Origin of the sequence: Microcoleus sp. FACHB-68 (assembly GCF_014695715.1) — a bacterium.
Classification (GTDB): Bacteria; Cyanobacteriota; Cyanobacteriia; order Cyanobacteriales; family Oscillatoriaceae; genus FACHB-68.
Genome location: NZ_JACJOT010000017.1, coordinates 284,832 through 302,838, shown reverse-complemented (window position 1 = coordinate 302,838; position 18,007 = coordinate 284,832). Strand labels below are relative to the sequence as shown.

Here is an 18,007-nt window from a genome sequence, read left to right as displayed (position 1 = left end):
CAATGGTTGGAATTGTGATTGTGTCTCACAGTGCGAAGCTGGCAGAGGGAGTGCGGGAACTGGCGCTGCAAATGGTTCAAGGGGATGTGAAAAGTGCCATAGCCGCCGGCATGGATGATGCGGAAAATCCCTTTGGCACGGATGTGATGCAAGTGTATGAGGCGATCGAGTCTGTTTACAGTGACAGTGGCGTTGTGGTTTTGATGGATCTGGGTAGTGCGGTGATGAGTGCAGAAATGGCTTTGGAATTTCTGCCAGAAGATCGCAGATCCAAAGTGAAATTGTGCGAAGCGCCGTTGGTTGAGGGAACGATCGCCGCAATGGTTCAGGCATCTGCCGGCGCGGATATTGAGCAAGTGATGGCTGAAGCGCGGGGGGCGCTAGGGGCAAAGGCGGCGCAGTTGTCTTTGGACATCAGTCACTTAGAGGTTGTGACAAATGAGGCAAAACCGGGAGCGAGTGAAGTGCAACTTACGGTTAAAAATCCGATGGGTTTGCACGCCCGCCCTGCTGCGAAATTTGTTGCCACAGCTTGCCGGTTTGCGTCTAAGATTAGCGTGCGAAATGTGACTGCATCGAGTGTGCCGGTGAATGCCAAGAGTATCAATCAGGTGATCACGTTAAGTGTGCGTCAGGGGCAAATGATTGCAATCTCCGCAGATGGATCTGATGCAACAGATGCTTTGGCAGCTTTGCAAGCCCTGGTTGAAGCGAACTTTGGTGAGGAAGTTCACCAGCCAAAACAAGTTGCAACGCCCAATATTGTCACATCGGGCAAACTTTCTGGCATACCGGCATCAAAAGGTATTGCCATTGGGCCGGTTATTTTATACCACGCTGCGGTTCCGCAAGTACAGACGCAGTACGCAGAAAATTCTGAAACCGAATGGGAGCAGTTACAGACAGCAATTCAAACCGCTCAGGATCAAATTCAAAATCTCCGCCAAAAGGCAGTCGCCCAAGCGGGGGAGGCGAATGCAGCAATTTTTGACGCGCATCTGCTGTACTTGGAAGATCCAGCAATTTTAGCCGCGACGCGAAAGGGAATTTTTGAGGGAAATTTGAGTGCTGCGGCTGCGTGGAAAGCGGCGATTGATGAGATAGTGGCGGCTTACGAAACGCTGGAAGACGCTTATTTACAGGCAAGATCGGCGGATGTGACAGATGTGAGCCGGCGCGTTTTGCAATTGCTTGCCGGCGAGGTATCTACAGCCATTGATTTGAAAGCGCCGGCAATTCTAATCGCAACTGATTTAAGTCCTTCGGAAACCGCACAGTTAGATTTAACTCAAGTGTTAGGCATTTGTACTGTTTCTGGCAGTACAACGTCTCACAGTGCGATTTTGGCACGATCTCTAGGCATTCCGGCTGTGATGGGCGTAGATGCACAGTTGTTGCGCTTGGAAAATGGCACGGTGATTGCGTTGGATGGGGAAACGGGACAGGTGTGGGTGGAACCTGACGCGGATCTGTTGCGGGAATTGCAAGGGAAACGGGAGAGTCTGGAGGCGCTGAGGCGGGAATTGGCAGAGGTGGCACAGCAGCCGGCAGTTACCCGCGACGGACATCAGATCCGAGTGATGGCAAATGTTTGTGGGCTTGCTGATGCGAAAAGCGCTCTTGCTGCCGGTGCTGAGGGGGTGGGATTGTTGCGAAGTGAGTTTCTTTATTTGGATAAAGCGATCGCTCCGACTGAGGAGGAACAGGTGCAGATATATGAGGCAATTGCAGAGAGTTTAGCACCCCATCCTCTGATTATTCGCACCCTGGATATTGGTGGAGATAAGCCGGTGTCTTATTTGAATTTAGGGCAAGAAGCCAATCCTTTTTTGGGATGGCGGGGAATTCGTTTGCTGCTAGATTATCCGGATTTGCTGATAACTCAGCTACGGGCAATTTTGCGAGTGAGTCACCGGCATCCCATCAAGGTGATGTTTCCCATGATTAGCTGTGTGCGGGAAATTCAAGCGGCTAAGGAGATTTTAGCCACCGCTGCGGCACAGTTGCGATCTACTGGCATTCCTTTTAATCAAGCAATGGAAGTGGGAATGATGGTGGAAGTGCCGGCGGCGGTGGTAATGGCGGATCAACTGGCTGCGGAGGTGGATTTTTTCAGTATTGGCACAAATGATTTGAGCCAGTATGTCATGGCAGCGGATCGCACAAATCCCAAGGTGGCAAGGCTTGCGGATGCTTTTGAGCCGGCAGTGTTGTGGATGATCGCGCAAACAATTGCAGCGGCGCATCATGCCGGCATCTGGGTGGGGGTGTGCGGTGAGTTGGCGTCATCTCCCTTGGCGGTGCCGGTTTTGTTAGGGTTGGGGGTGGATGAGTTGAGTGTGAGTGTGCCGGTGATTTCTACTGTGAAGGCAGCGATTTCACGTTTGACGATGGGGGAGGCACAAGCGATTGCCGGTGAGGTGTTGCGGTTGAATTCTGCGCCGGCTGTTAAAGATTATGTTGCTGGGGAGTTGGGATAAAGTGTAGGGAGGCGTTTGACCTTTTTATCGGCTCCTATCACGTTAAACTGCTGCTATACCAAGCACAAGCAGCCTATAAATAGCTTATCTCCTAGCTACCTTAAGTTTTCTTGTATAAATATACTTTTAGGGAAAGTAGGTATAAAACTCTCTAGGATGTAGGACGCGGTAAAAAATAATGGTTTAACCATCAAATGTGAAACCAATACGATAGTCACCCACCCGAATTCGATAACCATCCTCATATCCCTTTAACTTTTCAAGTTTCTGATTTCTTCAAAACCTGGGGTATTAGGAATTTCTTCAAAGACCAGAGTTTTAATAGCCTCAAAAGCCTGCGTACTTTTGAGAGCCTTGATGTCTTTCAAAAAGCTTGGTTGATACAGTGTATTAACTCTTTCTCAAGCTCTGCTAGTGCTTCATCCAAAGTTAGCGGAGTTTCGTCTTTGACTTCCATCATGGCACGGATTAATCCCTCATCCTCAATAGCTTCGAGAAGACGCTGATAATCGTTGAAGTCAATAACAACCTTCCGGATATGACCTTCGGTGTCCACAATCAATTCTCTGGCAAATGGATAGTTTTCAGCTTTCATCTATTTTCTGAATTTTCAAGTAATAAGAGGATTTAATATAATTTAACACAAGCAGATTCAGGCTGATCACAAGAATAGTTAAACACATCGATTTAGTTGAATCTCCTTTTCTTAATCCGCTGTTTTGCTATCTGCCAAGCTCCCCAAGAGCACAGTACACTCAAGCACAAGGCGATGAAAAACGGATGAGGTATTGAACTGCGTTGGTTTGACCAAGGCATTTTCCAAGGTTGGGTAATTAAACCAGTATTTGAGGCAACAATCGCGCCGGCAGCTATTCCCACCCCGATTCCTTGAATGTGATCTTGTAAGTCTTTGTCGGCTTGCTGACGTTTATCATTCATCTCCGCTTGTTCAACTTCGACAATACCGCGCATGGTGGCAATACAATGACCAAAGAGGGTTTCCCCAGGCTTTAAATAATTGAGGTCAGTGCGGATTTGTGCGAGATATTTCCTAGACTGATTGTCAAATGATTGTAAAAAGCTTAACTCATTTTCTCCTTCAATTTTGTTTAATTGTTTGAGCGCTGTATTATAATTTTTAAAGTTTGTAATGATCGCTGTGCGATGGTCTTCAATATCCCGAAGATAACTCGAATATATAAATGTTTTTGGAGTCGTTTCTAAAAAAGATTGCTTCAGAACATTTAACCGCTCTGAGACATTTCCTGGTAAATTTTCTAACGCCTTTACTTTATTTTCTAATTGATTAGAAATCGCTCTGGCATCTCGGTTGCGCTCACGGGCTTGGTGGTAGCTAAAACGCATTTTGTGGCGGCAGCATAACAAATTAAACAGAGAATGATAATAGCCTGCGTCTGCTTCAAGTTTTGCCGTGTCGTCATGACAATTTAGCCAGATAAGAATGTGGCAAGATTGCGCCGGGTCTTCTGCAAAATTGTCATATTCAAAAATTGGGCTACCTAAGAGTTTGCCTTCAGCAATATAGACTGGACTCGGCAAATTTTTGTCAGCCTCTTTCAGTAACGCCGTTACACAATTTTCAGCCAATAACTTGAGTGATTCGGTTTGAAGAAATTCCCCATTACTGACAGGTTTGGCAAACAGAACTAACGTTTGTCCGAGGGAAGGTTGAATCTGATTGGAAAGTAGTTTGCCGTGGGGATTGAGGTCAGTAAGTTGGTCAATAGAGACGATGCCGGTGTAGCGAAAGGTAAGATCGGCGGCGTAGGTATCGTGGAGTTGCAAGGCGTAAAGTTCCCCATTCCGGCGGCATTGGGGAGTCACCGGCTGAGTTTCCGCAAAGGGAATGGGAAAACGCAAGCACCGGCCAATTTCCTCAGAAAGTAGTTCTCGAAATGGAACCATTCCGCCATTTTCCGGGAGGTTGAGCCAGTAGCGGCAGGTGGCGAGGGATTCAATTCCTAACGCTTGCCCTAGTGTCTCGAAAGTCTGCCATAGGTGCTCGCTATCTTCTACCCGTTTCCCTTCATCCGTGGCAATATCGTGGCATAGGTGGAAGGCATACAAAGTGAGTTTGGGATTTTCCACCTGTGTCGGCAGGGAATGCTCGGTCATGGCTTGGTCTTAGAGGAAGATTGGTTGCGGCGGATTTCATTGTCCAGCATTTCTTGGTAAACTTTTGGGTCAGGTGGCGGTGGCGCATGGCCGTGGCTTCCCGGAACGCGATCACGCTGCTGTTGTTCAGACATGGCATCCATCGCATCAAGAATCGCGGGGTGAGATTCACACCAATCTATGATCGCATCAGACATTCCCTCCCTATCCGAGGGCAAACTCGTCTGCAGTTGTTCCAGTTCTCCTTGGCACTCCGCGAACAAAGGCCATTGTGTCTCTACCAAAGTGATAAAATCTTGAATTGTTTGGTCTTCGAGTCTCATTGTTGTACTCCTACGCCCCAATCGCACAGAACCCCGCCCAATAGTAAGGCGAGGCAAAGGGTTTTGCTGTTGAGTCCATTGTACTAAACCGGCGAAACTGTCTTTGATGGGTGGAGCGCAAGGTTAGTTGACTAGACCACTGCTGCAATGTCTCGGCGGTAGCATTTCGCAGCCAGATTTGGGCGTGTTGGAGGGCGAGGGGGACGGTTGCGCCATTTTTGAGGTTTTCGTAAAAACGAATCATTAGCAGGGCTGTAGAGAGGTCATTGACAGCCCAAAGGGAACTCACGACGTTAGGGGAACCGGCCAGGATAAAGCCACTGGGTAAGCCGATATATTCATCACTGATGGAGGTGAAGTCTGTGATGCCGGTTTCGCAGGCGGAAAGGGTCACAAGCCGGCAGTTTCTCAGGTCGAGTCGCAAGATATCTTCTAAGGTGAGGCATTTGCCTAAGTCGAGTAGGTTTCCGTTTTGTAGCGGGATATAGCGGGTTTGATCCTCGTCGGGTGGAGGCGGCAAAAATTCACTGTTGGCAAGCAGGAGGGCAGATTTGAGGGGATCGTTTAAGTTGAAGTAGCCGTGACAGGCGAAATGGGTACAGTGAGCATTATTTAGGTTGAGGGCGGTTTTTTCGGCTTTGTCATGTTTGAGGATGTGGTGAGGATTGAAGTAGCTTTGAATCGCTTCCACTTCGATATCGGTGAAAGCGAGGTCTTGGGTGGGGTTTTGGATGGCAAACAGTTGGTTAAAGTCGGGGCGTTGCCGGTTTTGCGCTTGTTGCAGCAGTTGGCAACTGGGGGCGTAGCTGACTCCGTTGGGGAACCATTCTTGTAGAGGTTTGCCCTCAATTTCAGAGGGCGAGGGGAGATGGACGGGTAAGGCATGGATGGGGAACAGGTGCAGGAAAAAATGGGGAATGAGAATGAGTTTTTTGCAGGTGGGGAATTTGTCAAAGAGGCTGTGTAAGATGTCGTCAAGGTGAAGGATTTGGGCGAGGGCTTCTAGACGTTGAGAAAGCCGGTTTTGCCATTGGGTTTTGTTTCTTTGGTAGTCTGCGAGGTATTCGCTAACCCAGTCAAAGAGGTTGTTGAGGTCTTCTGGGGTCGATTGCCAAAAGTGGAGAGTTTGAGGGGTGAGGATGAAGGTGAGGAATTTGTCGCCCAAGACATACCATTCAAGGATTGCGGTTTCTTGGTCGAGGAGGGATTGGATTTGCTGAAATTCCAAGGGTTTGTAGGGGGATTTTTCTTGGACTTCTTGCCGCAGTTGGGTGATTTGGGTGTAGTCGGGGTTGGGATCTTGGGCAAGGCGGCGGTTTTCTTCCTCAATCTCTAAGGGAAGTTGTTGCAAGCGTTGGCGGACTTGAAGCGAGATGCCTTCGGGGTAGGCAGCGCGGGTAGCGATCAGTTCTACGAGGTTGCGGGCTTTACTGCGATCCGCGTATTCAATGGCGGCGCTATTGTTACCCAGTTCTAGGCAAACTTTCACCATGCCCCGATAGAGTTTATTCCATTCTTCATTGAGTTTACGTTTGGCTTCGTCGCCAGAGGTGATTTCACCGCGCAAGTGTTCGACGCTATCAATGGCTTGGGCAAAGGTTCTGTAGGCGTTTTCCAAGGCGGTTTGTTTCTGGGCGGAGTGGCTAATGTAAATGTAGTGGATAGATTGATCTTGATAGGTAAAGCCTAAGTTATTAAGAGTTTCGGTGTGGTCTTTGGGAAAGGCTTGGCGGGTACGCACTTGTAAAGCCGCTTGGTAGCAGGCGATGGCAAGTTCGAGATTCTCTGCCCGCTCCCCTTGAATGCGCTCACGGTAGGCATTTCCCAGATTATTTTGGGTGCCTGCCCAATCTTGGGGAGAGGCTTGGCGGGTATGCACTTGTAAAGCCGCTTGGTAGCAGGCGATGGCAATTTCGAGATTCTCTGCCCGCTCCCCTTGAATGCGCTCAAGGTAGGCATTTCCCAGATTATTTTGGGTCATTGCCCAATCTTGGGGAAAGGCTTGGCGGGTATGCACTTGTAAAGCCGCTTGGTAGCAGGCGATGGCAAGTTCGAGATTCTCTGCCTGCTCCCCTTGGATGCGCTCAAGGTAGGCATTTCCCAGATTATTTTGGGTGCCTGCCCAATCTTGGGGAAAGGCTTGGCGGGTATAGACTTGTAAAGCCACTTGGTAGCAGGCGATGGCAATTTCAAGGTTATTCGCCCGATTCCCTAACGGAAAGTCACTAATATCAACAGCAAGAATGTTCAATATTGCTGCCAAAAATTGATTTTGCTCAGAATTATTCGGGTCAAGTTCAGACTTAAACCACAGTTGAACAATCTTTGCAAAGGTTAAATCGAGTTTATCTTGATGTTGTTCTAAGATAGGATAAACTACTTGTGGATCGTTCTCGCTTTCAGCCACTGCTTGCAACACCGCCATTAAAAACCTGAGATAGTCTTCTGGTGTGGCGTTGGGTTGGGTTTCGCTAGGGGCACCTTTACCCCCAGACGCTTGAGAGTTGAGAGATTCCGCCACCTGTTGCCCAAGGTTGAGCAGAAACTCCGCCTCGTTTTCCCTCCCTTCCCCTTGCAACTGTTGTGCCACCCGTTGGCACACCTGCACCAACCCCTCATCAATCAGTTCAGCGTGTTGGTTGAGGATTTGGTTTTCTTCCTCACTGGGGCAACTGAGCAATTCTTGAATCAGGGACAGATAAGCCTGGATGCGTTGTTCGTCCATCGCAGAAGCGGGTGACGCTTGAGAGTTGAGATATTCCGTCACCTGTTGCCCAAGGTTGAGCAGAAACTCCGCCTCGTTTTCCCTCCTTTCCCCTTGCAACTGTTGTGCCACCAGTAGGCACACCTGCACCAACCCCTGATCAATGAGTTCGGGGTGTTGGTTCAGAATTTGGTTTTCTTCCTCACTGGAGCAACTGAGCAATTCTTGAATCAGGGAGAGATAAGCCTGGATGCGTTGTTCGTCCATAGCAGAAGCGGACATAGAATTTTCTTATTTTAGACGCTAGATTTGCTTTCCCTAATAATTACTTATTCACTTTATAAAGTTGAATGGGTTGAATTTTGAATAAGATTTGATGTTTTGAGAGAGTGCCTGAAATCTTGCCATTGTGATCCTCAGGGAAGCGAAGGGATAAGAATCAAGTCATTCCTGGGAGCAAGATGCTCCCACTTTCATATTTTTGCCAAAATGAGATGCACCCAAGCCATACTTTCTAAGGCTTGGTCTTTTAGAATTTGAACGGTATCTAGAGGAAGCATCCCATGATTATAAACGTGCCGGTGAGTTTCGTTCACTCATCGGGTAAGTTACAAATATATCATGTATAGTATATTTATTTCAAGCCGGCATATCAACGTCAAATGATTAGAGAGAAAATTATGCAACGATTCCAGACACAAATTCGGGTGCGATATTATGAAATGGATGCACTCGGCCACGTTAACAATGCGATTTACCAGCATTATCTAGAACAAGCCGCGATTGAACATTCAGAACATATCGGCTATGGGGTCGCTCGTTATACTGAATTAGGCGGCGTTTTTGTGATGCGGCGCATTGCGATGGAATATCTCAGGCCGGCATCTGCCGGTGATGTTTTAATCGTGACGACTTGGTTAGAAAATATGCGTGGCCCCCGTTGTCACCGGCATTATGAAATTCGCAAGCAGGGGGAAGCAGATTTGCTCGTAACTGCAGAGGTGCTGTGGGTTTGGGTAGATGCAAAAACAATGCGTCCGAAAGCGATTCCTACTGTTTTAATCGAGGCTTTTGAGCAATTGCAGACACCCACTTCTGCAAGTTGAGGGGGGCCAGAAATCCGCAGGAATTTTATCTGCGTTTTTATGAATTGCACCAGATAAATTTTAAATTGATATGAGCAATTTACAGACAAATAATGCTACCGACTTGCAGGTTTCTTATGCTGATGTGGAGGCGGCGGCAATGCGACTAGCCGGCATTGCTCATCAGACGCCGGTGATGACTTCCACAACGGTTAACCAGCGCATTCAAAGTCAAGTATTTTTCAAGTGTGAAAATTTCCAGCGCACCGGCTCTTTTAAGTTTCGTGGCGCTTACAATGCCTTGGCAAATTTGTCAAAAGAGCAAAAGCAAAAAGGTGTCTTAACATTTTCATCTGGGAATCATGCTCAAGCGATCGCACTCAGTGGTCAATTATTAGGAATTGCCACAACAATTGTCATGCCAGATGATGCGCCGGCAGTTAAACAAATCGCAACTCGTGGCTATGGTGCAGAGGTTATTTTATATTGCCGGCAAGAAACAAAGCGCGAAGAACTTGCTGAAAAAATAGCCGGTGAGCGAGGTTTAACGATTATTCCCCCTTATGATTATCCTGATGTGATTGCGGGACAAGGGACAGCGGCAAAAGAACTCATTGAAGAAGTCGGTGAACTAGATTTGCTATTAGTTTGCTGTGGTGGCGGTGGGTTGCTTTCCGGTTGCGCGATTGCGGCAAATCATCTTTCTCCAAATTGTCGGATAATTGGAGTGGAGCCGGCAGTTGCGGATGATGCAACGCGATCATTTCATAGCAAAACTTTGCAAACTGTACATAATCCCAATACGATTGCAGATGGTGCGCGTACACCTTATCTTGGCAAGCTAACGTTTCCGTTAGTGTTGCATTATGTTCACGATATGGTAACCGTCTCCGAAGCAGCCATTCTTAACACGATGTTTTTTTTGTGGCAACGGATGAAAATTGTCGTAGAACCCACCGGAACTTTAGCAGCAGCCGCTTTACTCGAAGGTGTGGTTAGCGCTACAGATGCAAAAATTGGCGTGATTATTAGCGGTGGGAATGTCGATTTAAAATCTTTGAAAAATTTTATTTAAATGTTAGGTTAATCTTGAGTTTTGGGAAACCTTAGTAAAAGATAGCTTTCTCAAAACTCAAAGATGCTGAAATTTTCTCAGATAAAAATTTTTCAGAGAGAAGAACTAACAATGCCTAAAACAAAAGAACCCGATGGGTGCGCGACTTTGATGCGCCGTTCCTTTTTGTTTATTATCGGAATCGCAACGGCTAGATTTTTACACCAGTATTTTTCGGTATCTCAAAACCGTTCTAATTTTATCACATTTTTGGGTTATTTAAAGGAAAAAGCTTTAGAGGCGTACCAAGAAAATGTTGCAGAAAAGCCTTTACCCAATGCACCAATTTCTCAAACAAGTCCAACTCAGAAACCTTTACCGAATGCACCCGTTCCTAAAGCAAGTCCAACTCAGAAGCCGGTTAAACCTTCTCCCACTCCTAAATTTACGGCTTCAACGAAGAAAGGAAAACCTGTAGAAGTTATCCAAAATACTATCAATGACGTCTCTTTTTATCAAACAACCATTGATTTGAATGATCCTGAAACTTTCTTGACAATTGGTTTAGCGAATGATGCGAAAGCTGCTAACACGGCAGCGCTTTCAACCGGCGATGAAGCTTTTGAGAAGTTTGTGAGCCGGCATCAGGCGGCTGTGATTGTGAATGGCACCTTTTTTAGTAAGGATGATCAGAAGCGTGTGATGGGGAATATGGTAGCCGGCGGCAAGTTTGTCAAATACAGCCGGTGGGAAAACTTTGGCACGACTTTGGGGATTAAAGCCAACAATGAACCCGAAATGATCACTGCACGCGCAGAAGGCAAACCAGAGTGGAACCAGCACTGGTTTTCTCTAACTTGTGGGCCAAGATTATTGAAACAGGGGAAAATCTGGCTTTCACCGAAGTTAGAAGGCTTCACAGATCCTCATGTTTTAGATGTTGGATATCGCACGGCACTAGGGTTTTCTGAGAGCCGACAAAAGCTATTTTTAATTAGTTTTTTGGCGAGTCTTTCTTTGAAAGAAGAAGCGGAAATTATGAAAGCGATTGGCTGTAGTGAGGCGATGAATTTGGATGGAGGCGCATCGGAAGCTTTAGCTTATAATGGAGAAATTTTGCTGCAACCTGGACGGAATCTCACCAATGTGATTGTGGTTTACGATACCAATAACCCCGCACCCAAAGCCTTGAAAGAAGATTGGCTGCGCTTTCAAAATGGCTGGCGTCCGGCAATTCCCACTTAAGCAAGAGATAAAGTTATTCCATTCTGACTCAGGAAGGTAGCCGGCACAGGAACATCGCTTGAGTTTTACACGACGTTAGCACTCAATTGCGAAGATAAAGAATCGCTATTTCCTCTAATTAAGAAAAGTCTAAAGGTGTGAAGATGAAACTCAGGATTTTAACGCTCGCTGTCAGTCTGCTTTCCCTCTTACTCGCAACTCCATCCCAAGCCGCCAACCCAGAGGACGTTAAAACATTACTCGAAACGAAACAATGTGCGAAGTGCGACTTGAGTAATGCTGACTTGAGGGGTGCCGACTTGAAGGGTGCTGATTTGCGTGCTGCCAAGCTGAGTGCTGCCAACTTGAGTGGTGCTAACTTGAGCGGTGCCGCTTTGTTTGCAGCTAAACTGAATGCTGCTAATTTGAGCGGTGCTAACTTAACAGGTGCCGATTTAAATGCGACGAATTTGACGAATGCGAATCTAACTGGTGCGGATCTGCAAAAAGCCTTGTTGATGGTGGCAAATATGGTGAGTAGCGATTTGAGTAATGCCAATTTGACGAATGCAGATATGAGTGCTGCTAACTTAAGTGGTGCGAATTTGACGGGTGCGAATTTCACGGGGACGGTTTTGAGTGCTGTCAACTTCAGTGGTGCGACGATGCCAGATGGCAAGGTGTCAGAGTAGGCTGCGTGAGGCACGCACCGTACAAGGTTGCTGGTGTTCAACTTTTGGGGGTTGACATTGTGGGAACCCTTTGTTAAGCTCAGGAATCATAGGCATCTAAGCAATCTTCAACCTCAGCGCGTTATAAAAATGTTCACCGGCACCTCTTATTTTTATTTTTGGTGGTTTACGCAGGTTCACTTGGAGTGAGGCCAGTTTCGTAATGGCTACCAGGTGAACCGCAGAACAAACGCTGCGGTTTTTTTGTTTTTAGGACTATTTAGGAAAAGGCAAAACAAGTGATTTCTCAAGGCTATAGCTGGTTTTTTGGTTTTTACTTTTGGCTCAGTCAGAGTTCTGGGTAAGTATGGCCATGTCACTTGTCGCCTCAACCCGGAACTCTCAAAAGGTTCCGGGTTTTTTGTTAACCTCATTTTTTTCTAAGGAACGCACCCCATGTTAAGCGCCAAACTCGTATCCAAGTCTCACACCGAACACCAAACCGCTATCCGTATCTCGGATCACGCCACTGTTGGAGGCCACGATCTCTTAATTATTGGTGGCCCTTGCGCTGTCGAAAGTTTAGAACAGATGGAGCAAGTGGCCAGTCATTTAGCCGACGCGCCGGTTCAGGTTTTGCGCGGTGGCGTCTACAAACCCCGCACCTCCCCTTACGCTTTCCAAGGCATGGGAGATGCGGGGTTAAATATTTTATCGGCAGTTAGCCAGCGCTATGGTGTGCCGGTGGTGACTGAGGTGATGTCTATCAGCCAAATTGAAGGCATTGTGGAACACGCGGATATGTTGCAAATTGGTAGCCGCAATATGCAAAACTTCGATTTGCTGAAAGCGGTGGGGAGTGCCGGCAAGCCGGTGATCCTCAAGCGCGGGTTGGCGGCAACCATTGAAGAGTTCGTGATGGCGGCAGAATATATCCTCAGCCACGGCAACCCGGATGTGGTGTTGTGCGAACGCGGGATTCGCAGTTTCGACAATTACACCAGAAATGTACTGGATTTGGGAGCAGTGGTGGCGTTGAAGCAGATCACGCATTTGCCGGTGATCGTTGATCCGTCTCATGCCGCCGGCAAGCGGGAATTGGTTGCAGCGTTGGCAAAAGCAGCAGTTGCCGCAGGTGCAGATGGCTTGATGATCGAGTGTCACCCGCAACCGGAAGAGTCGGTTTCCGATGCCAGACAGGCGCTTTCTTTGCAAGACATGGTGGATTTAGTTCACGGTTTAAGGCCGATTGCTGCGGCAGTGGGCCGGCGCGTGCCAACGTCCAAAAGTCACCGGCAATTATCGGTGGCGTAGCAATTTCTTGATTGGGGCGAATCTTGTTGAAAATCAAGACAAGTTTTCGCCCGAATCATTCGACAGGAGAAGGTGATGGGATTAAAGCTGGAAAAGGTCGTTCCTTGGGGGCGATCGCTTGATGAATACATCAGGATGTTTAACCTAACTCCTGATGATCTGCGATTAAAAATTCTCGATTGTGCTGCCGGCCCTGCGAGTTTTAATGCTGAAATGGCCGGCAAAGGCTACAGCGTAATTTCCTGTGATCCAATTTATCAGTTTACGGGCGAAGAAATTTCTCGACGCATTGAGGAAACTTATCCGGCGATTATGGCGGGAGTTGAGGCAAATCGAGATAGCTACGTTTGGCAAGATATCCAGTCGCCGGCACACTTAGCTCAGGTGAGAATGGCGGCAATGCAGCAGTTTTTGTTAGATTTTTCTTCTGGTTTGCAGACAGGACGCTATGTGTTTGGGGAATTGCCGGTTTTGCCCTTCAAGACAGGCGAATTTGATTTAGCGCTGTGTTCTCATTTGCTATTTACTTACTCGGATCATCTTTCTCAAATTTTTCATATTGAAGCCATTACCCAATTGTGCAGAGTTGCTTCCCAGGTGCGGATTTTTCCGATTTTGAATCTATCCGGGGAAGTTTCCCCACTGTTGCTGCCGGCAATGCGTGAACTCAAAAGCCAAGGATATGAGTTAGAAATTCAGCAAGTTGCTTATGAGTTTCAGCGCGGCGGTAATCAGCTTTTGCGTGTAGTTAACCCAAATCTGTCTGCGTCCGCACGCGTTGAAGCTTCATATAACTTAACAATTTGAAGTTAAATTAACCGGGAGTGCGTCGAAATGATGTGGGTTGGGTACAGTAGGGAATAAACTCTTATCGCTGGTCATGCTCTAGAACGGGGGCAAAGGTTCACTTGGCGCAGGTTACCCTTGGTCATTCTAACGTTGCGGTGACTGGGCGATACCTTCATGGCCGTCCAGAGGAAAGTTCAGGCTTGTACTTGCCAACGTGAACAGGCTATTAGCGCAGCTATTGAGGTTAAAAGACACTTTGACCGCAGTCATAAGCGACAATACCTAATAATCTTTCCACTTATTTTGACCCAAATAAGCCGAACTACCAGGCAAAGACTGGGCTGCATAGCTACAATAGGAAACTACTAGATCGCTTAATTTTAAACTCTTAAGCTTCAACAATGCCTGACCCTAGAGAAGTGTTTGAATACCCTGACAAGCACTGGAGCTTTTTGACAGCACCAGATGATACAGACTTTGAAGGTCAGTATTTTGATCGAAAGGAAGCAGGACGAGTTGGAACAAATGGTCATATTAGTTCCTCCGAGCTAAAGCAGGTTGTGAAGCAGATTTCGGAGTGCATTTCTGCTTTTGCAAATACGAATAAATCTGGTAGTCTTTTAGTTATTGGCATCTCTACAAAAGGTGATGTTAAAGGAATCAGCCATCTTGAAGACTCACAGAGAAGTAGACTGACTAACTTCAATGAGATGTTGTGCAATCAAGCGGCTCAAGCTAAATTTTTTGATTGCCAAAATGACTCTGGTACTCCTGATAAAATTTGTCTGATCTACGTCCCCTATACAGCCCAGAGAATCTGTGAAACAATAGGAAATTCTCCCGATGCTTGGAGAAGACAAGGTTCCCAAAATATTTTTCTAACTCATGATCAACGAGAACAGTTAAAACGGGATAAGAAAATTGTTGATTTTGAGCAAGCCTACTGCTGCACTTACGACCAGAGGGATCTAGACCAAGCTGTATTGCAAGAATTCCGTCGGGGATTTTTATCAGAAAGTCACTATGACTACAGTGATGAAGAACTTCTATATCAAATTGGAGCTTTAGAGCGAGATGGATCGGGATACACTTTTACAAATGCAGGTTTGCTCTTTTTTGCGTCAAATCCACAGAGAGTTATGGCAGCATCTTACATTCGATTGCTGCGCTTTGAAACGACTTCTGAAAACATAAATACTCGTGGATTACCAACTTTTGAGAAAAAGTTTAGCGGTTCAATAACTAAACAAATCCGCGATATAAGAACTTTCTTTAAAGAGTCTGGTTTTTTCAAGCTCTACCAAAAACGAAATCCTGAAGGTGGGGGTTTTATTGAAGAACCAGAGTATCCTTATATTGCCGTTGATGAAGCAATTGTCAATGCTGTGGCTCACCGCGACTATGCGATTGGACGGCCAATTGAATGTGAATCCTACAAGGATGCTTTTATTGTTCGCAATTCAGGTCGTCTTCAACAGAGAGATCGTGATGTTCCTGAGTGGTTCTCGCTTGATACTACAATCCTCAATTCTACTCCACCCAACCCCAAGCTATTTGAGTGGTTGAAAATGATGCGCGATGAGCGGGGTGCTGTATTTGTCAGAGCGCTCAGTGAAGGCACTAAGGGAATGCGTGATGAAATGACTAAGCTGAACTTGCCAGCTCCTAAATATACAGTTAGCCAGTCTCAAACTACCGTTATCTTAGTCAATAATTCAACTGAACGGGAAGCAGCACTTCAAGCAACTTCTGCACTACCATCTACTGAGTTCTCTAATTTATTTCCTCTGACTTTTATATTAGAAGAAGGGCATAATCCTGATATTGATTACTTAAATCATCGGTATCAAGATATCATGATGGCTCTCAAGGATGCCCTTCTAGCTAATGGTTGGTATATCGATAGCTTTAAATTCAGCAGGCTGATAGCACACCGTCAAGGGGTTAATATCTCCTTATCTAAGGCTGTTGATAAATTTGTCAAATTATATCCTGCATATTCCTTTCAGTTACGGCAGTATTGGGGTAAATTCTACTTTTGTATTGATTACAACCTACAAGTAAAGAATGTTAATTATCTATCGGCTCTCTTGACTGAATTTAATTTTAACGAGTTCATTGACAAAATAGCTATAGTTAACTGGAACGGTTGGCAATTCGGCAAAATTATCTCAGTAGACAATGAATGGACTAAAATATATTTATCTGATTTTAAGCAGGAAGAACAACTTCCTAATAACAAGGTCATTCCTAATTTACATCAATCATTACTTGAGCAAATTTTAGAGCAACATGGTATTAAGTTTGACCTAAATCGAGCCATCAAACAACATAGTTTAGCTTCTGAACCCAATGCAGCAAAAATACGTGCTGAAAAGATACAGGCGTTAGCTACAGAGATGAGTCAGGCGGTATTCCCATTAATTTTAAATGGGATGCGTATTAAACTCCAGCCAAGTTTCGTTCCCCTATCCAGGCAGAGGGAGTCTGCAAATCCCTTCCAAGTTTATAGCTTACCTGAACCAAGTGTTGAATTTTATCGCCATCAGGAATCGACAGACATCCGGGAAGGAATCACCAAGTTTGGGGCTTATGATAAGCATCGAAAAAATATAGAAATTATTCCAATCTGTTCCCCTGAGTTACGTGAAGATATGGCAGCTTTGATTGATAGATTGAAAGCGGGTAAATATAAGTACAGAGGCTCAGAAAGAACTTTTAGTACGCGGTTTACCTATAATTCAATTATTACTCCTCCTTCATTAATTCATACTATTGAAGAATGCAAACGCTTAGTTAGCGAACATCCCGAATGGGGTGGAGACGAAGATTTAAGTCGTATATTTCTTGTATATACCCCTGAAAAGGGTTATGCAGCAGATGATGAAAGCTCACCTTACTACCGAATCAAACGATTCTTGCTTGAAAAGGGTATTCCTTGTCAAATGGTTGATACACCAACCATCCAAAATCCTGACTGGAAAGACTTGAATTTAGCTTTAAATATCGTCGCCAAGTGTGGTGTGACACCTTGGGTTTTACCAGATGCAATTCCTGATGCAGACTTTTTTGTAGGTCTTTCATATACGCAGAATGGACGACGTGGATCTGAGCGCTTGATGGGCTATGCCAACGTTTTCAACCAGTATGGAAGATGGGAGTTTTATTCCGGTAATACAGAAACCTTTGCTTATGATGAGCGAAAAAAGTATTTTAAAACGTTAATTAAGCAAACCTTGTCCCGTCTTACTCTGTCTGAAACTCCAAGCATTTATTTTCACTATTCCGCTAAATTCTCACGGGAAGACCAGAAGGCAATTTTAGATGCTGCCCGGAGTGTGCGCCCAGACGGAACTTATACATTTGTCTGGCTCAATATGAACCACAATGTTAGGCTCTATGATAGTCGCCCTGAAACTGATGGCAGCCTAAGTCGGGGTAGCTATGTAATTGCCTCTCCACATCAAATTTATCTTTCTACTACAGGCTACAACCCTTATAGGAAGGCACTGGGAACTCCTCAGATGCTTGAGATTAATGTTAGAACGGAACGACCATTAGGAACCCCAAATTCAGACCCAGACCTGAAAGCATTAGCGGTTCAAGTTCTGAGTCTGACTAAACTTAATTGGGGATCTACTGATTCGCTATGTGCTGAACCTATCACGACTAAATATGCTGGAGATATTGCCTACCTTACAGCAGCTTTTCTCAGACAAGAGCAACCCTTTCATTTACATCCAATTCTCGAAAAAACACCCTGGTTTATTTAAATAAGGAAACAAGAAACCGCTTTTTATCCTCTCCACTTTTTCTGCAATTCTCCCACGTGGGTTGTCATGATGTTGCTCTGGTGTTCGGTCATCTTGCAAGCTCATGTTATGACAACCGATTTAGGAAGGCTATAGTAATAAAAGCTTAGATAGGTCGGCACTGGGCAATCAGTCAGCCGGCAGTTTCACCTTTATTTATTCCTTTCAGTAGATACACGTAGGGGTTTGAAGCTGCTACTCTTTGTTATATCGGGTAGATATCCGCAAATCCCGCAATCAATTACTTAAAAAAATAAAATATAGAGGTGATCGTGGTGAAAAGTATAACTCGGTTCTCCAACGTCCTGCTAATTATCTCTGCACTGGTCGTTTGTGGGGTGACACAAGCTTGGGTCATTACAAAAATAATCCCAACCCAGGTAGCCAGGGTAGATGCACGCCCCATGTACGAATA

12 protein-coding genes are annotated in these 18,007 nt (G+C 45.7%); 8 read left to right on the top strand and 4 right to left on the bottom strand.

Annotation, left to right across the window (positions count from 1 at the left end):
* Window positions 1-2 precede the first annotated feature (2 nt).
* Window positions 3-2,480 carry a phosphoenolpyruvate--protein phosphotransferase gene (gene ptsP / locus H6F73_RS23630; RefSeq protein ID WP_190761203.1) on the top strand — a complete coding sequence of 826 codons (2,478 nt, stop codon included), beginning with the start codon at window positions 3-5 and terminating at the stop codon, window positions 2,478-2,480.
* Window positions 2,481-2,844: 364 nt separating this feature from the next.
* Here the strand turns inward: ptsP and H6F73_RS23625 are convergent, their stop codons facing one another.
* The 4 genes from H6F73_RS23625 to H6F73_RS23610 form a co-directional block, all read right to left on the bottom strand.
* Complete coding sequence (locus H6F73_RS23625) at window positions 2,845-3,075, bottom strand: hypothetical protein (RefSeq protein ID WP_190761202.1); 231 nt, start codon at window positions 3,073-3,075, stop codon at window positions 2,845-2,847.
* 92 nt (window positions 3,076-3,167) lie between these two features.
* Window positions 3,168-4,616 (bottom strand): hypothetical protein, encoded by a 1,449-nt coding sequence (locus H6F73_RS23620; RefSeq protein WP_190761201.1) that lies wholly within the window; start codon window positions 4,614-4,616, stop codon window positions 3,168-3,170.
* A complete protein-coding gene (locus H6F73_RS23615) occupies window positions 4,613-4,939 on the bottom strand; it encodes a hypothetical protein (RefSeq protein WP_190761200.1) in 327 nt (108 codons plus the stop codon). The genes H6F73_RS23620 and H6F73_RS23615 overlap by 4 nt, the downstream gene beginning before the upstream one ends.
* A gap of 10 nt (window positions 4,940-4,949) precedes the next feature.
* The gene (locus H6F73_RS23610) at window positions 4,950-7,925 is read right to left on the bottom strand and encodes a CHAT domain-containing protein (RefSeq protein ID WP_242072620.1); all 2,976 of its coding nucleotides are present in this window, start codon (window positions 7,923-7,925) and stop codon (window positions 4,950-4,952) included.
* Window positions 7,926-8,323: 398 nt separating this feature from the next.
* On the opposite strand from H6F73_RS23610, the gene H6F73_RS23605 reads away from it, so the two are divergent.
* The 7 genes from H6F73_RS23605 to H6F73_RS23575 all read left to right on the top strand — a co-directional run bounded on the left by H6F73_RS23605 (window position 8,324) and on the right by H6F73_RS23575 (window position 17,553).
* The gene (locus tag H6F73_RS23605; protein ID WP_190761199.1) at window positions 8,324-8,749 is read left to right on the top strand and encodes a thioesterase family protein; all 426 of its coding nucleotides are present in this window, start codon (window positions 8,324-8,326) and stop codon (window positions 8,747-8,749) included.
* A 70-nt stretch (window positions 8,750-8,819) separates the two neighbouring features.
* Window positions 8,820-9,803, top strand: coding sequence for a threo-3-hydroxy-L-aspartate ammonia-lyase (locus H6F73_RS23600; RefSeq protein ID WP_190761198.1), 984 nt, complete (start codon window positions 8,820-8,822; stop codon window positions 9,801-9,803).
* 111 nt (window positions 9,804-9,914) lie between these two features.
* Window positions 9,915-11,027 carry a phosphodiester glycosidase family protein gene (locus tag H6F73_RS23595; RefSeq protein WP_190761197.1) on the top strand — a complete coding sequence of 371 codons (1,113 nt, stop codon included), beginning with the start codon at window positions 9,915-9,917 and terminating at the stop codon, window positions 11,025-11,027.
* Between the two features lie 143 nt (window positions 11,028-11,170).
* On the top strand, window positions 11,171-11,698 hold the full coding sequence (locus tag H6F73_RS23590) for a pentapeptide repeat-containing protein (RefSeq protein WP_190761196.1): 528 nt from the start codon (window positions 11,171-11,173) through the stop codon (window positions 11,696-11,698).
* Window positions 11,699-12,133: 435 nt separating this feature from the next.
* Window positions 12,134-12,991 (top strand): 3-deoxy-7-phosphoheptulonate synthase, encoded by an 858-nt coding sequence (gene aroF / locus H6F73_RS23585; protein WP_190761195.1) that lies wholly within the window; start codon window positions 12,134-12,136, stop codon window positions 12,989-12,991.
* Between the two features lie 75 nt (window positions 12,992-13,066).
* On the top strand, window positions 13,067-13,798 hold the full coding sequence (locus H6F73_RS23580; protein WP_190761194.1) for an SAM-dependent methyltransferase: 732 nt from the start codon (window positions 13,067-13,069) through the stop codon (window positions 13,796-13,798).
* Window positions 13,799-14,181: 383 nt separating this feature from the next.
* On the top strand, window positions 14,182-17,553 hold the full coding sequence (locus H6F73_RS23575; protein WP_190761193.1) for an RNA-binding domain-containing protein: 3,372 nt from the start codon (window positions 14,182-14,184) through the stop codon (window positions 17,551-17,553).
* Window positions 17,554-18,007: the final 454 nt, after the last annotated feature.

Bases quoted from the DNA above. Each gene is read 5' to 3' on its own strand.
- H6F73_RS23620 (WP_190761201.1), bottom strand. From the start codon at position 4,616: ATGACCGAGCATTCCCTGCCGACACAGGTGGAAAATCCCAAACTCACT.
- H6F73_RS23610 (WP_242072620.1), bottom strand. From the start codon at position 7,925: ATGTCCGCTTCTGCTATGGACGAACAACGCATCCAGGCTTATCTCTCC.
- H6F73_RS23595 (WP_190761197.1), top strand. From the start codon at position 9,915: ATGCCTAAAACAAAAGAACCCGATGGGTGCGCGACTTTGATGCGCCGT.
- H6F73_RS23605 (WP_190761199.1), top strand. From the start codon at position 8,324: ATGCAACGATTCCAGACACAAATTCGGGTGCGATATTATGAAATGGAT.
- H6F73_RS23590 (WP_190761196.1), top strand. From the start codon at position 11,171: ATGAAACTCAGGATTTTAACGCTCGCTGTCAGTCTGCTTTCCCTCTTA.
- ptsP (WP_190761203.1), top strand. From the start codon at position 3: ATGGTTGGAATTGTGATTGTGTCTCACAGTGCGAAGCTGGCAGAGGGA.
- H6F73_RS23625 (WP_190761202.1), bottom strand. From the start codon at position 3,075: ATGAAAGCTGAAAACTATCCATTTGCCAGAGAATTGATTGTGGACACC.
- H6F73_RS23615 (WP_190761200.1), bottom strand. From the start codon at position 4,939: ATGAGACTCGAAGACCAAACAATTCAAGATTTTATCACTTTGGTAGAG.
- aroF (WP_190761195.1), top strand. From the start codon at position 12,134: ATGTTAAGCGCCAAACTCGTATCCAAGTCTCACACCGAACACCAAACC.
- H6F73_RS23580 (WP_190761194.1), top strand. From the start codon at position 13,067: ATGGGATTAAAGCTGGAAAAGGTCGTTCCTTGGGGGCGATCGCTTGAT.
- H6F73_RS23575 (WP_190761193.1), top strand. From the start codon at position 14,182: ATGCCTGACCCTAGAGAAGTGTTTGAATACCCTGACAAGCACTGGAGC.
- H6F73_RS23600 (WP_190761198.1), top strand. From the start codon at position 8,820: ATGAGCAATTTACAGACAAATAATGCTACCGACTTGCAGGTTTCTTAT.